Genomic DNA, 13,904 nt, shown 5'->3' with positions numbered 1-13,904 from the left:
GCGCTGGCCACCGGCCGGGCCCCGGACGCGGCCGAGGTGCTGCGCCCGCTGGCCGCCGCGGTGGTGCCGGGCGCCTTCGACCACACCACCGGTCTTTCCGGGGGGACGGGCGTCGACCCGCTCGCGCTGGAGGCCGCGGTGCTGCGCGGGGAGGCGCTGCTGCAGGCCGGGGAACCGGCCGCCGCCCGCGACGCGGTCCGCGCGGTCCCGGACACCGCCGGTTCCGGGGTCGTCGCCGGCCGCGACCGGGTCCTGCTGCTGTGCGCGCTGGCCACCGAGCCGATGAGCGCCCTCGAACTGGCCGACAAGATCGCTGTGCGGCATCCGCAGCCACCGCCGGGGATCACCGCGGCGCTGGCCGCGGTCCGGGCCACCCACCGGCTGCCCGGCTGGGACACCGCGCTCCGCGAGGCCGCCGGGTTCGCCGACCCGCTGATCGCCCGCTGGTCGGCGTGGCTGCTGGTCGAACACCTCGCCGCCGAAGGCCGGCTCACCGACGCGGCCGGCGCCGCCCTGACCGCCGCCGGCGCCGCCGGGCAGGCACTGGCCTACGGATGGCAGACCCGGTTCCTGGCCGCCGCCGACTGGACCCTGGCCCTGCACGGCCCGCAGGTCCCGGCCGAACTGTCCTGGGACGGCATCGAAGGGGTGCTGCGCCGGGCGGCGAACCTCACCGACCGGGCCCTGCCCGAACAGGCCCGCGCCTACGCGACCGCGGCGACCGCGCTGATCGAGGCCGACACCGGCCTGCTGGCGGCCGCCCGCGCCCGGCTGGACAGCGCTCCGGCACACCCGGCCGCCGCGTGGGTGGCCCGCGAGGCGGCCTGGCTCGACGGCCAGCCGGACCGGGCCGCGCGTACCCCCGCCGACGCCGGGACCGGGCTGCTCGCCGGGCTGCACGCGATCACCGCCCGGTGGGCCGCCTACGACCTGGGCATGCCCGGCAACGCGGCGATCCCGGTCGACCTGCCGGCCGCCGCCCGCCGCACCCTGACCGCGTGGGCGGTCGGGTCGGGTCTGGACAGCGCCGCCGACAGCTGGCAGCCTGTCGCCCTGCGCGAACAGATCCGCTGCCTGATCGCGGCCGGGCTGACCGGCGGCGACCGGGACCAGGCGGTCGCCGCCCTGCTGCGCGCCGAGCAACTCGCCGACAACGCCGGGCTGACCGTGCTGGCCGGCCGGGCCCGCCGCGGCCTGCGCCGCCACCAGATCCAGCGCGACAGCCGCAGCCCCCGTTCCGACGGCCGGCTCACCCGCCGCGAGCTGGACGTGCTGGGCCTGGTCGCGGCGGGGGAGCCGACCCGCCGGATCGCCGGGCAACTCGGCATCTCCGCCGAGACCGTCGACACCCACATCCGTGCGAGCATGCGCAAACTCGGGGCACGGACGCGTACCGAGGCAGCCGCACTGGCCTTCGCCACCACCCCGGCAAGGCCTGAACCCTTCGACACCAGCGAGGATGGCCGGTGATACGACAGCCCGACGACGCTCCCCGCCACGTGGTTGCCACGTCTGCCGAAGCCGACACCGTCCTGCGGCGCCTGGCCCGTGACGGCTGGACCGCCCGGGCCGGATTCGCCCTGCCCGACCCCTCCTGGGACGTCGGCGCCGCCCACCTGCTGCTGCACGGCCGGATCAGCGACGACGACCTGGAAACCGCACAACTCGCCGTCCTGGCCGCCGCCCGCGGCGCCGGGGTGGTGGCGGTCTGCGACCCGGAGTCGGCGGCCGGCCGGGCCCTGATCGACGACCTGTCCCGGCTGGGACCGGTACACCGCGGCATCGACGGCACCGACACGATCGCCAACCTGATCCCGGAACAGCGGGCCCTGCTGGACCGGCTGGCCGCCGGCGACACCATCGCCGCCGCGGCGGCCGCGGAGTTCCTGTCCCTGCGGACCGCGAACCGGCGCATCGCCGAGGCGCGGGCCCTGTTCGGGGTCCGCACCACCCGCGAAGCGGTCCTGGCCTACCTGCGGCAGCGGCAACGCTCCCCGGACTGACCAGCCGCGAGCTCCCTCTGCTCCTGAGCGCCGGATAGAGTTCCGTCACTCGATGAGGATCATGACGGGGGACGGGATGACGATCGTGTCCATGCGGGCGGGCGCCGCTGCTCTGGCGGCCTGCGCCCTGACGCTGGCCGGCTGCACGCCGGCGGCGGACCCACAGCCGGCGCCCGCGCCGAACGAGGTCGTCGACCTACGGGACCTGACAGCCTGACCTGGCCCGCCACCGGAAACCGGAACTCAGCCGAGGCCCAGCACTGGCAGGCACTGCTTCACCCCGGTCAGCTCGATGTCGTCGCGGCGGCCCGGCTGCCACTGCTCCCGGGTGAGCCGCCACCGCTGGATCAGGGCCGGCTCGCCGCGGCGGGTGTCCCAGTCGGTGCCGTTGAGCTGATAGCCCAGCGCCCGCGACACCCGGTTGGAGCCCTCGTTGTCGGCGAACGCGTCACTGCCGGCCTCCCGGGCGTCCAGCCCCGCGAACGCCAGATGCAGGATCGCCGCACGCATCTCCCGGCCCAGCCCCTGCCGCCGGGCGGCCGGCGCCAGCCACGAGAAACTCGAGACCGTGCCGAACCTGTCGAAGTCACGGCCGACCAGGTCCTGCATACCGACCGGCTCACCGTCGGCGAGCACGACGAAATACAGCCGCCACTTCTGCGGGGTGACCGTGCCCCGCCCGCGCCAGATGCCGCGCAGCCACTGCCACTCCCGGTCCGGGCTGTCGGCGTAGAACGAGATCGGATCGTCGAACGGCCACGGCTGCGTGTCGGCGATGCCCGCCCGGACCAGCGGCACCACCTGTTCCAGCAACTCGTCGGAGGCGCCGGCCAGCGTCAGCCGCGGCGTACGGACCGTCACGTTCAGTGGGGGATAGGTATGGGTCACGCCCGCCGACGCTAGCCACCCGGCCTGTCGCGCGCATCCGGGTTTTACCGGCCCGGCGGGCATGCGATTATTCGAGGCCTCATGGAGACCTCACCTGTCTGGCGGGCGCCGCGGCTGTGGCTGGCGCTGCTCGTCGTCGCCCGGATCCTGGTGTTCCCGCTGGCCCGGCTGCGGGTGTCCGGCGGGCTGCCCGCGCAGCTGCGTGGCGGGCCGGTGATCCTGGCGACCAACCATGTCAGCCCGTTCGACCCGGTGATCATCATGGCCGCCTGCCACCGGGCCGGGATCGTGCCGCGGTTCATGGCCACCGGCGGCGTGTTCCGGGCCCCGGTCGTCGGATCGATCATGCGGCACTGCGGGCACATCCGCGTCGACCGCAACACCACCCACGTCGCCGACGCGCTGCCCGCGGCCGCGAAAGCCCTCGCCGAGAACTCGGCCGTGCTGGTCTACCCGGAAGGCCGCATCGGCCTGGACCCGTGGATGTGGCCGGAACGCGGCAAGACCGGCGCCGCCCGGATGGCCCAGATGTCCGGCGCCCCGATCCTGCCGGTCGCCCAGTGGGGCACCCACGCCGTGCTGCCGTGGGAGGCCCCGAAACGCATCGGCCGGGCCCTGCTGCGTTCGCTGCTGACCCGCCCGGTCGTGCAGGTCGCGTTCGGTGACCGGCCGGTCGACCTGACGCCCGCGCAGGTCGGCACCCCGGGCGCGCAGGCCATGCACGCCACCCGGCTGATCATGGACGCCATCGACGAGACCCTGACACCGCTGCGCCTCGACGAGATGCAGACGCCGAAGGTGATCGACTCATCCCGGCCGCACGACCTGTCCCGGGTCCGCCCCCGCAATCACTGATCAGCACCTTTCGTCTGGAACCGGGCCATTCGTACCCCATATTCCAAGCAAATGCTTGACATGTCGATGGTGTCCATTCAAGACTCCAAGCATGTCCTTGGAATCTGGTCGCCGGAAAGTGGGGGACCCCTCGGCCCTACGGGTCCTGGCCCACCCGCTACGCCTCAAACTGCACGCCCTCGTCGGACGCGAAGGCGCCATCACCGCCGCCGAAGCCGCCCGCCAGCTCGGCGTCAGCCAGGCCCTCGCCTCACACCACCTACGCCACCTGGCCAAACACGGATTCGTCGAACCGGCCGACGCCGGCGACAACCGCGAACGCCCGTGGCGCGTCACCGCCACCTCCCAGCAGTGGGAACCCGGCGACTCACCCGAAGCCTGGGAACAGGTCGACCTGCTCGAACGGTTCCTCGTCGAACGCAGCGCCGCCCAGCTCACCGACTGGCAACAACGCCGCAGCGAACAAGACCCCCGATGGGCACAGAACACCGGCGTCTCCCAGAACCTGGTCTACCTGACCGTCGAAGAGATGACCGCACTGTCGCGCGCCTGGGACGAACTGATCACCCCACTGGTCCGCCGCCGCCCGATCGGCGACCCCCAGAGCCTCCCGGCCGGCGCCGTGCCCGTCGACATCACCCTGATCGCCGTCCCCGTCACGCCGACCGCCTCCGGAGGCTGACATGCGACGGCTGCGCCAACTGCTCACCGCCAACCGCGACTACCGGCTGCTGCTGACCGCGAACTTCATCTCCTCGACCGGCGACTGGATCCTGCGGACCGGACTGGCCTACCAGATCTACGCCCTCACCGGCTCCACCGTCGCCTCAGCCACCGCCGTCCTGGCCGCCCTGCTGCCCCAGATCCTGGCCGGCTCGATCGCCGGCGTCTACGTCGACCGCTGGGACCGCCGCCGCACCGTCGTGGCCACGAACCTGCTGCTCGGCATCGGCCTGCTCCCACTGACCGCCGTCCACGGACCCGGCCAGGCCTGGATCATCTACCTCGTCCTGGCCGGCCAGAGCTGCCTCGCCCTGCTCTTCTCCACCGCCGAAGCCGCCCTCGTGCCCACCCTGGTCGCCGAACCGGACCTGATCACCGCCAACTCACTCAACGGACAGGCCCGCGACGTCGCCCGGCTGACCGGCGCGGCCCTCGGCGGCGTCATCGTCGGACTCGGCGGCATCACCCTGCTCACCATCGTCGACATCGCGACCTTCGCCGCAGCCGCCGCCCTGCTGGCCAGGATGCGCCGCCACGACCGCACGACACCACCGGCCGGACCGTCCCGGCAGCTGCTGCACGAATGGGCCCACGGCCTGCGCATCGCCGTCTCCACCCGCACCCTGCGCGCCATCATGGCGTTCACCGTCATCACCGGCGCCGGCGAGGCCGTCATGAGCACCCTCATGGCGCCGTTCGTCCACGACGTACTCGACGGCAGCGCCCGTACCTACGGCATCATCATGTCCGCACAGGCCATCGGCGGCCTCACCGGCGGCCTGATCACCACCATGGTCGGCCATCGCTTCACACCCCAGCGCCTGCTCGGCTACGGCGCCGTCGCGTTCGGCCTGCTCGACCTGGTCCTGTTCCTCTACCCACTGATCACCCGCTCACCATGGCCGGCCGTGATCATCATGGCCGTCGTCGGGCTACCCGGCGCCCTCACCGTCGCCGGGCTGATCACGGTCTTCCAGACCGCCACCGACGACAGCCACCGCGGCCGGGTCTACGCGGCCATCGTCGTGCTCGACGCCGCCGCGATGCTGACCGCCACCGCAGCCGCCGGAACACTCGCCGAACACCTCGGCATCATCCCCGTCATCGCCGCCCAGGGCGTCGGCTACTGCGCCGCCGGCCTGCTGATCCTCACCCTGCTGCCGCGGAACTCGTCTCCCGGCCCTCTCGGGTCCCCGCAGGTGTCCCCGCAAGGTGGGAAAGACCGAACCCCAGCGGGTGGAACAGCCGCAGAAACCGGACATAAGCCCTGAAAATGTCCGACCCTGAGTCGCATGACCAACCGACTGCTCGCCGCCGCGACCGCCCTGGCCTGCGCGCTCACCACCACCACCACGATTGTCGTCGGCCCCGCCCACGCCAGCCCCCTGCCCGACAAAACCCTCAGCCCCGCCCAACGCAAAGTCCTCGTCGACGCCACCACCCGATTCCGCGACGTCAAAAAAGCCATCGCCACCGGATACCTGCCCACCGACCACTGCGTACCCGGCATGGGCTGGCACTTCGTCAACCCCAAACTCGCCGCCGACCCCGCCATCGACCCCGTCTGGCCCGAAGTCCTGCTCTACACCCCCGGCCGCAACAGCGCCCCACGACTGGTCGGCCTCGAATACTTCAAAGCCGACGCCGACGGCGACCTCAAAACCGACACCGACCGGCCCACCCTCTTCGGTCACCCCTTCGACGGCCCCATGAACGGCCACGAAGTCCCACCCGGCACCCCACCCATGCCCGTCCACTACGACCTGCACGTATGGCTCTACCTCACCAACCCCGCCGGACAACTCACCAGCGAGAACAAACAGATCATCTGCCCAGCCGCGCCGGTGTGATAGCTCACCGCCACCGCCAACCACCACCCGGACTGGCTACCCTTCGAAGTGGCCCGTGACCACGGAAGCCCCGGACGAGATGCGCGTCGTACCCGGCCTGACAAGACGACCGCCTTCGAGGTGACCCGTCATGGCCTGGCTCGTCCTCATCATCTCCGGCCTGCTCGAAACCGTCTGGGCCATCGCCCTCGACCGCAGCGCCGGCTTCACCCGCCCCGCACCCACCGCCGTCTTCGGCGCCGCCCTGATCCTCAGCATGGCCGGCCTCGGCTACGCCCTGCGCACCATCCCGGTCGGCACCGGATACGCCATCTGGGTCGGCATCGGCGCCGTCGGCACCGCCCTCGTCGGCATGATCGCCCTGAACGAACCGGCGAACCTGCCCCGCATCATCAGCCTGCTCCTGGTCATCACCGGCGTCGCCGGGCTCAAATACTTCCACTGAGCCCGGCACACCCCACCACGGTCAGCCCGCCTCGCCCAACTCGGCCAGGCGGGCCTCCACCTCAGCCAACTCCGCCCGTAACCGCTGCGCCTGCTGCTCAGCCTCAGCCCGCTCCGCCGCCATGATCTGATCGACCGCCTCCTGCACCCCAGGCACATCGATCAACGACACCATCTTCAACGCCTCCGCCGGACGAATCACATACGGCCGGGCCAACGCCTTCGCACCCTGATTGGCCGCGATCGTCCACTCACCCTCACCGTAAGCCAGCGTCACCGTCAAACTCGGACCCGGCTTCGCCTTCACCGGACGCGCCGCCTTACGCGGAACCGCCGCCACCGGCACCTCCTCCTCACTCTTACGCTGCACGGGAGGCTTCACCGGCACCGGCTTGTCGATCAGAAACTCCGGACCCGACAACACCGGCTCCACCGGCTCCGGCGCCACCGGCGCCACCTTCTTAGGAACCGGCCCCTTCGGAGCGATCCGCAGATCACCGGGAGAGAAGGGCAACTCGTCACGCCCGAACTTCACCACCACCCACTCATCGGACACCGACGGATCCTCCAGACCCACCACCTGCCCGATCTGCCCGGAAATCTGCCCCGCCGACTCGGTGAACTGCACCCGAGGCTTACGCCCGGCCGCCAGCGCGTCCCGGATCTGCTGCAACTCGTCCGCGGTCAGCCCATTGGCCTGCACGCCTGCCGCCGTCATCACCCAACCACCTTCGTACGCCTGTATGAGAGCGGCTTCTTTCTACCAGCACCCACCGACAACACCCGCACACCACACCGAAGTGATCATGCAGAGCCCGGCAGACGCCCCGTCACGCAATACTCCCGACCCACCGGATCCCGCAACGTCGTCCAATCACCAGCCACCCGCCGCACCACCCTCGCACCCAACCCCACATGCCGCGCCACCTCGGCATCCACATCCACACACGCGAAATCCACATGCACCCCCGCCCGAACACCACCGGTGCGCTGCAGCAGCAGCCGGATCCCCATCCCGGCCGGACGCACCAGAAACGAGAACTCCGGAAGATCCGACAAACCCACCGGCCACCCCGTCACCGCCGACCAGAACCCCACCTCCCGCTCATACACCCCCGCCGGAACATCCAGACACAACTGATCCACCACACTCGCCCCACCCACCGGCCGCACCCGCTCGCCCTGCCACGACACCAGACAGAACACAATCCCGGCAGGGGAGCGGAACACCAGAACATCCCCCAGATCCGCCACCGCATCCGCCCCCAGCCCGGTCACCCACCCCGCCGCCTCCGCGATGTCATCGACATGCAGATCCAGATGCGCCCGCGCCGGACCATCCCCGACCACCTGCACCCGCAGACACGCATCACCCTCCACCGGCACCAACGTCGCAAACGCCCCACCAGCACGCCGCGCCGACAACGACCACCCCGTCACCGCCTCCCAGAACGGCTCCGCCACCCGCGACGGCGAATCCAGAAACCCCGTCACCCACCGCACGATCACAACCCCACCCGACCCGTCCGCAACGCCACACCCACATCCGGCCGCCCGAACCCCTCAGCCATCACCGCCGCCCCCTCCCACCCGTACTCCACCGCATGAAACGACACCTCCCACCGCCCCGACACGTCATCGACCACCGCAAACCGCGCATGCGGCGACCCCGCCTCCATCCGATGCACTAACGGCTCGTCGTCCTCATACGCCGGCCACCCCACACTGCCCGGATTCACCACCAGCGCCCCACCCGGCAACCGCATCGACCCCGCCACATGCGTGTGCCCACACAACAACAGCTCAAAGCCGCCTCCAACGCCGGCAGATTCCCATGAACATCCGAGATCACCGCGATACGCATCGCGCCATTACACCGGGAACCCGTTCTGAAACGCGAGCCGCTCATCCGCCCCCGCCGCCAACTCCTGCAGACAATCGTCCAGCGACAGGAACGCCTCCCACATCGCCACCCCCGACGCCACCGCGATCCGCCCGGTCAGCAACAGCTCCAAATCCTCGACCCGCTTCGCCTTCCACACCTTGTCCGCAACACTGACCAGCAGATCCTCCACCCCGACCCCAGCCGCACCCCACGACCCGTGCGTGCCCGCAAACCGCGCCAGCCGCTCCGGCACACCCCGCGCCGACAACAATTCCCGCCCGGCCGCCTCATGCCGTACCCCCGGCACCGACAACTCCTCCGGAAACACCACCTTGCCCACATCATGGGTCGCCGCCCCGAACAACACCGCCGCCCGGTCGAACACCACCTCCGGATGCGCGCCCGCCAGCCACCCCGTCAAATCCCACGCCACGTCATGCACCAACCGCAAATGCGCCGCCAACCGCGGCGGCGCCCCCAAAAGCTCCAGCAGCCGCGCCACCTCGCCCGGCAGATCCCGGTAAGTCACACCGACCAACCCGACTCCGCCGCCCACTCCTCAGCCACCACCGCCACCAGATCCACCACCGGATCCTTCACATCCGTATACAAACCAAGGTCCTGCGACACCGCCGCCGCCAACGCCACCTTGAACGCCCCATAAGCCGGAACCGCCGCCGGATGCGCCCGAAACCAATCCCGGAACAACAACGCCAACCGCTCATTCGGCGAACCCACCAACCGGCAATGCAAATTCACCGGCTCCAGCCCCCGAAAATTCCAATACCGCTTCACCCACAACTCCGGCGAATCCCCACAACCAGCCGGCACATGATCACGCTCATACGGCCGCCGAACAAACCCCAACCCCGCCAACGGCCCATCAAAAACCGCCGCCGCAACCTCCAGATCCACCACACTCACCTGCACATCAAAAACCGGCTTCGCCGCCATCCCCGGCACCGCCGTACTCCCGATGTGCTCCACCCGCACCGCCAACGGCCCCAACACCACCCGCAACCGCTCCACCAGCGCCGCACCACGCTCCCGCCACCCCGCATCAGACGCAGCGACAAACCCCAAAGAACCAGACACCCCAAACCCCTCATCCGGTACGCCCACCGCGCCCCACAAAATCAACCCGGGGGAGTAACCCCAGCCCACACCAAGTCGCAGACCCTACACCGAACGACCCACACCAATGCCCCGACGCTTTTCCACAGGCACCGACAGTGCTTTGATGAGAAAGCCAGTCACTGCGCAGCGGAACCGGAGGTGCCGCCCGGTGAGCGAGCACAACACCGACCCCGCCAGGCGCGCAGAAGACGCCGCCGACACCGCCGCAACGTCCGCCGACAACGCCCGAGCCGCCGCAGCCAAGGCAACCGCAGCAGCCGAGGAGACCGGCAAGAACCAAGCCGTCCTCGTACCGGCCGCACTGGGCGCCGTGACATCACTACTGGCCCTGTTCCTCGGAGTAGGCCTGACCGCCGACCGGATGCCCACCATCCTCAACGGCGGCACCGCACGCGAACTGATCATCACAGCCCTGATCCTGGCCGCAGCCGCCCTCGGACTCGGCCTGACAACCGCAACACTGCCGGCTCGCTTCCGCCACGCACGGGCCACCACAACCGCACTCGCACCGCTGACCCTGGTCGGCTCTCTGACCTGCGGCATCCTCGCAGCCTCATCAGCGTTCACCGACGGAGGCCGCCCCAACATCAGCAAGATCTCCCTGGTCGCGGAAGGCGACCACCACGCCGTGCTGTCGTTCACCGTGACCGCAACCGGAGTCCGCCACGACAACCTGCTCCGAGCCTTCGCAATCTGGGTCCCGACACCCCCGACCAGCGCCTCCACGGCACCCACCGCCCCCGGATCCGGCCCAGCGCCACCAGCCACGACCGTGCCCTTCTACCAGGCAACCCTCCGCCCCGACGACAACGGCGAAATTCTTCACGAGGTGACCGTCCTGATAGAGCGCCAACCAGCGGCACACTTCCTGCGAATCCAGATCTACTGGGATTCCACAGCAAACACTCCACCCACCGATCCCACGCCGAGCACGAGCGGCCCGCAGATCATGACCCCGATCACACCGCCACCCCCGGTCGGCGCCCAGTGCGGAAACCAGGCACAAGCCGCCGAGGCAGCCGCCTGCGCCGACATCCTCCTCACCGCAGAGGTACCGCCGTCCCCCTCATGACGACAGAAACGCCACCGCGGTCTCGACGATCGACGTGAACTCCACGGGGGAGACCCGCGCCACCAGAACCCGCCCCACCTCGTCCGGCACCGGATGCGTCGCCCGCCAGAACGTGAACACCAGCACCAGATCACCATCGAGATACCGGTAACCCGATACATTGTCGACGATCTCAGTCCACTCGAAGAACCGGTAACCACTCCGGAACCCGCCACGATCCTCATCGAGCAACCGGAACGTCTCCTCCGGCGAACACCCCGGAAACGGCGCCACCGGAAACCGCCGCGCCGCCATCCGGAACGAATGACAGAACGACGGAACATACGCCGTGTTGTCATCCACCGTCAGCCGCCGGCCCGCCGCCCACAGGTCCACCACCCGCAACTGCGGCGAGACCAACTCACCGATCTCCACAGCAAAACGGTCCCGGTCACCGATCACACGTGTCATCAGCCGACAACCTACGCGCCACAGGGGAGTGCCAGACCCTCACCCACCGGCCAGCCGGACAACAAGCTCGGCCCACCCGCCCGCAATGACCGACCACGATCGATAACATCAGCCGATGCCGATCGACATCGTGTTCGAAACCCACGCGCTCAGCGAAGACAACGAACGCGGCATCGCCACCGGCTGGCTACCCGGCCGCCTCGGCGAACAGGGCCGCGCCGACGCCACCGCCATGGGCCACCGCCGCAGCAACGACGGCATCACCGCGGTGTTCACCTCAGACCTGCACCGCGCCGCTGAAACCGCACAGATCGCGTTCGCTCACACCGGCATCCCGATCCTGTACGACTGGCGCCTCCGCGAATGCGACTTCGGCACCCGCAACGGCACCCCCGCCGCCGACATCAAGAACGACCGCCTCGACCACTACGACCACCCGTATCCCGGCGGCGAAAGCCACCACCAGGCGATCACCCGGGTAGTTCGCCTGCTCACCGAACTGCCGACCAAATGGGCCGGCCAGCGCATCATGCTCATCGGTCATCTGGCCACCTACCGAGCCCTCGAACACGTGACCACCGGCCGAAGCATCCACGCCCTGCTCGCCGCCGACTTCACCTGGCAGCCCCAAAGCTGGGAATACCACCTACCCTGACCAGGCCGCCGGGGGAGCGCCGATGATCAACGGCATCCACAGCCCGATGGAGCAGCCAGGAATTCGCCGTCTGGCGGTACGCACCGAATCGGCGGCCCCGAGCGCTCTGCCCCCGAGTAGGGAGGTGGCCGACGCGTATCCGGCTGCCGAGAACGTCGTGGCAGCGAAACGGACGGCCGCCAGTTTCCTCACACGACGGCTCCTGTGAAACTTCACCCGCTGGGATGCAGCCGCGCACTCGGCATCGGTGCGGTAGAGCCCCTCCCGGTAACCGATATTTCCCAGGTCGATAATCGACATTATGTCAACTAGCGCTCGAGAGGGGCTCCGGCCGGCCCTTCCCCAGGGCGCCTCCGGAACCCGCGCGAACGTCCAGACCGTGAGCCGTCGCTCAGTACGGGAAAGCGAGTGCGATTGCCGTGCTGAGCGACGGCCGGGACCGTGAGCCGTCGGCCAGCACGGGAAAAGCGGGTCGATTCCCGCGCTGAGCGACGGCCCGCGGGCGCCCAGGACCATCAGCCGTCGCTCAGCACGGGAAAGGCAGGCGGATTACCTGGCTGAGCGACGGCTGGCGGTCTGGACGTTCGCCGTGCGCGGCTGGTGCGTGTGGGATGGCGGCCGGTGGAGGCTTCCCCGGTCGGTTGGGCGTCCCCTGCCCCGGGAGCGGCCGCGGCCGTTTGGCTGGGGTGGCCCCGGCTCGGTGCGTGTGGGCGTCTGAGATCGGACATTTGGCATGTTGTTGGTGCGGGCATCGTGAGAGATGCGTCTACCAGGACAAACTGTGCTTAATGCTGCATAATATGGCTTATGCAGCATTTGTCTATTGCTGAGTTGGTCGACGAGTTCCTGGCGGCCCGTGCTACGCGGAAACCCTCGGTGCATACGCTTGAGGCGTACCGCAGGGATCTGCATCTTGTGGTGGGGCTTGCTGAGCCCGCTCCGCTCACGGTGAGTGACCTCTCCCCTCGCGTTCTGCGCGGGGCTTTTGCCCGGTTTGCCGGGTCGCGCTCCCCCGCGAGCGTCTCCCGGGCCTGGTCGTCGTGGAATGCGTTCTTCACGTTTCTGGTCACTGAGCAGGTGATTCCGGGGAATCCGATGTCGGCGGTGGACAAGCCGCGCACGACGGCGCTGGTGCCGAAGCCGTTGCGGGGTGAGGACACGCCTGAGGTGTTGTTGCGGGCGGTGAGCACGGCTGATGACACGCAGCGTGATCCGTGGCCGGAGCGGGATGTGGTGGTGCTGGCGCTGGCGTTGTGTGCGGGTCTGCGGTTGTCGGAGATGCTGGCGTTGCGGGTGGGTTCGGTGAGTGGGCGGCCGGGTGAGCGGCGGGTGGAGGTGGCCGGTAAGGGTGGGCGGCCGCGGATGGTGCCGATCGAGGTGGGGCTGGATGCGGCGGTGGGGCGCTATCTGGACAGCCGGCGGGTGCGGTTCGGGCGGGTCGGTGCGACCGCTCCCCTGCTGGTGGATCGGCGTGGGGTGGCGTTGCAGCGGGGTGGTCTGCAGTATCTGGTGCGGTCGTGTTACCGGCGGGCGGGTGTCGGGGATCGGGTGCCTCGGGGTGCGCAGTTGCATGCGTTGCGGCATACGTTCGCGACGCGGCTGGCGGAGGACGGGGCGAACGCGTCGGAGATCATGCGGTTGCTGGGGCATGCGTCGTTGGCGACGTCGCAGTCGTATATCGAGGTGACGGCGGAGCAGCAGCGTGCGGCGGTTCAGGCGAATCGGACGAATCGTGTTTTGCGGGAGTTGGGGTGACGTGGGGTCTGCCAGAATCCTGGGGTATGAGCGAGGAGATGTTCAGCCGGCGGTCGCTGTTCGGGCGGGTGCTGCTGGTGGCCGGTGGGGTGGCGACGTTGACGACGTTGACCGGATGCCCGGGTGGCGACCAGGACGATGACGATGATGACGACGGCGGAGACGACGACGATTGAGTGCGATTTCT

General features: G+C 69.7%; 18 protein-coding genes and 1 riboswitch. Of the genes, 12 read left to right on the top strand and 6 right to left on the bottom strand.

Features of this window, described 5'->3' with window-relative positions; translation table 11 throughout:
* The 3 genes from AB0E94_RS03490 to AB0E94_RS03480 all read left to right on the top strand — a co-directional run.
* Positions 1-1,470: LuxR C-terminal-related transcriptional regulator (locus AB0E94_RS03490; protein WP_360321884.1), on the top strand; the 1,470-nt coding region annotated here is incomplete at its 5' end.
* Entirely contained in the window at positions 1,467-2,003 is a 537-nt protein-coding gene (locus AB0E94_RS03485; RefSeq protein ID WP_360321881.1) for a LuxR family transcriptional regulator, read from the top strand. The genes AB0E94_RS03490 and AB0E94_RS03485, both read left to right, overlap by 4 nt.
* A 52-nt stretch (positions 2,004-2,055) precedes the next feature.
* On the top strand, positions 2,056-2,220 hold the full coding sequence (locus tag AB0E94_RS03480; RefSeq protein ID WP_360321878.1) for a hypothetical protein: 165 nt from the start codon (positions 2,056-2,058) through the stop codon (positions 2,218-2,220).
* 26 nt (positions 2,221-2,246) lie between these two features.
* Here the strand turns inward: AB0E94_RS03480 and AB0E94_RS03475 are convergent, their stop codons facing one another.
* Positions 2,247-2,891 (bottom strand): GNAT family protein, encoded by a 645-nt coding sequence (locus AB0E94_RS03475; protein ID WP_360321875.1) that lies wholly within the window; start codon positions 2,889-2,891, stop codon positions 2,247-2,249.
* Positions 2,892-2,972: 81 nt separating this feature from the next.
* On the opposite strand from AB0E94_RS03475, the gene AB0E94_RS03470 reads away from it, so the two are divergent.
* The 5 genes from AB0E94_RS03470 (at position 2,973) to AB0E94_RS03450 (ending at position 6,764) form a co-directional block, all read left to right on the top strand.
* Positions 2,973-3,746: a lysophospholipid acyltransferase family protein gene (locus AB0E94_RS03470; protein WP_360321872.1), complete on the top strand. Its 774-nt coding sequence runs from the start codon at positions 2,973-2,975 to the stop codon at positions 3,744-3,746.
* Between the two features lie 91 nt (positions 3,747-3,837).
* A complete protein-coding gene (locus tag AB0E94_RS03465; protein ID WP_360321869.1) occupies positions 3,838-4,428 on the top strand; it encodes a helix-turn-helix domain-containing protein in 591 nt (196 codons plus the stop codon).
* Position 4,429: 1 nt separating this feature from the next.
* Positions 4,430-5,740 (top strand): MFS transporter, encoded by a 1,311-nt coding sequence (locus AB0E94_RS03460; RefSeq protein WP_360321866.1) that lies wholly within the window; start codon positions 4,430-4,432, stop codon positions 5,738-5,740.
* A gap of 21 nt (positions 5,741-5,761) precedes the next feature.
* Positions 5,762-6,319, top strand: coding sequence for a hypothetical protein (locus AB0E94_RS03455; RefSeq protein WP_360321863.1), 558 nt, complete (start codon positions 5,762-5,764; stop codon positions 6,317-6,319).
* Positions 6,320-6,367: 48 nt separating this feature from the next.
* Positions 6,368-6,435, top strand: a riboswitch (guanidine-III (ykkC-III) riboswitch).
* A gap of 14 nt (positions 6,436-6,449) precedes the next feature.
* Complete coding sequence (locus AB0E94_RS03450; RefSeq protein ID WP_360321860.1) at positions 6,450-6,764, top strand: SMR family transporter; 315 nt, start codon at positions 6,450-6,452, stop codon at positions 6,762-6,764.
* 21 nt (positions 6,765-6,785) lie between these two features.
* Here the strand turns inward: AB0E94_RS03450 and AB0E94_RS03445 are convergent, their stop codons facing one another.
* The 4 genes from AB0E94_RS03445 to AB0E94_RS03430 form a co-directional block, all read right to left on the bottom strand.
* Complete coding sequence (locus tag AB0E94_RS03445; RefSeq protein WP_360321911.1) at positions 6,786-7,481, bottom strand: hypothetical protein; 696 nt, start codon at positions 7,479-7,481, stop codon at positions 6,786-6,788.
* Between the two features lie 86 nt (positions 7,482-7,567).
* Positions 7,568-8,257 carry a VOC family protein gene (locus tag AB0E94_RS03440; protein WP_360321857.1) on the bottom strand — a complete coding sequence of 230 codons (690 nt, stop codon included), beginning with the start codon at positions 8,255-8,257 and terminating at the stop codon, positions 7,568-7,570.
* A gap of 377 nt (positions 8,258-8,634) precedes the next feature.
* On the bottom strand, positions 8,635-9,177 hold the full coding sequence (locus tag AB0E94_RS03435) for an HD domain-containing protein (RefSeq protein WP_360321854.1): 543 nt from the start codon (positions 9,175-9,177) through the stop codon (positions 8,635-8,637).
* On the bottom strand, positions 9,174-9,743 hold the full coding sequence (locus AB0E94_RS03430; RefSeq protein WP_360321851.1) for a GrpB family protein: 570 nt from the start codon (positions 9,741-9,743) through the stop codon (positions 9,174-9,176). The genes AB0E94_RS03435 and AB0E94_RS03430 overlap by 4 nt, the downstream gene beginning before the upstream one ends.
* A 190-nt stretch (positions 9,744-9,933) precedes the next feature.
* On the opposite strand from AB0E94_RS03430, the gene AB0E94_RS03425 reads away from it, so the two are divergent.
* Entirely contained in the window at positions 9,934-10,857 is a 924-nt protein-coding gene (locus AB0E94_RS03425) for a hypothetical protein (RefSeq protein WP_360321848.1), read from the top strand.
* Here the strand turns inward: AB0E94_RS03425 and AB0E94_RS03420 are convergent.
* Complete coding sequence (locus AB0E94_RS03420; protein ID WP_360321845.1) at positions 10,852-11,307, bottom strand: hypothetical protein; 456 nt, start codon at positions 11,305-11,307, stop codon at positions 10,852-10,854. The genes AB0E94_RS03425 and AB0E94_RS03420 overlap by 6 nt on opposite strands.
* A 115-nt stretch (positions 11,308-11,422) precedes the next feature.
* On the opposite strand from AB0E94_RS03420, the gene AB0E94_RS03415 reads away from it, so the two are divergent.
* From AB0E94_RS03415 to AB0E94_RS03405, 3 genes are all read left to right on the top strand, one after another.
* Positions 11,423-11,962: a histidine phosphatase family protein gene (locus AB0E94_RS03415; protein WP_360321842.1), complete on the top strand. Its 540-nt coding sequence runs from the start codon at positions 11,423-11,425 to the stop codon at positions 11,960-11,962.
* An 807-nt stretch (positions 11,963-12,769) separates the two neighbouring features.
* Positions 12,770-13,717 carry a tyrosine-type recombinase/integrase gene (locus AB0E94_RS03410; RefSeq protein ID WP_360321839.1) on the top strand — a complete coding sequence of 316 codons (948 nt, stop codon included), beginning with the start codon at positions 12,770-12,772 and terminating at the stop codon, positions 13,715-13,717.
* 26 nt (positions 13,718-13,743) lie between these two features.
* Positions 13,744-13,893 (top strand): hypothetical protein, encoded by a 150-nt coding sequence (locus AB0E94_RS03405; protein ID WP_360321836.1) that lies wholly within the window; start codon positions 13,744-13,746, stop codon positions 13,891-13,893.
* Positions 13,894-13,904 lie beyond the last annotated feature (11 nt).

The organism is Actinoplanes sp. NPDC026670 (assembly GCF_040638175.1).
GTDB lineage: Bacteria > Actinomycetota > Actinomycetes > Mycobacteriales > Micromonosporaceae > Actinoplanes.
Note: the sequence above shows the minus strand (reverse complement) of the source record. Positions and strands in the feature narration are given on the sequence as shown.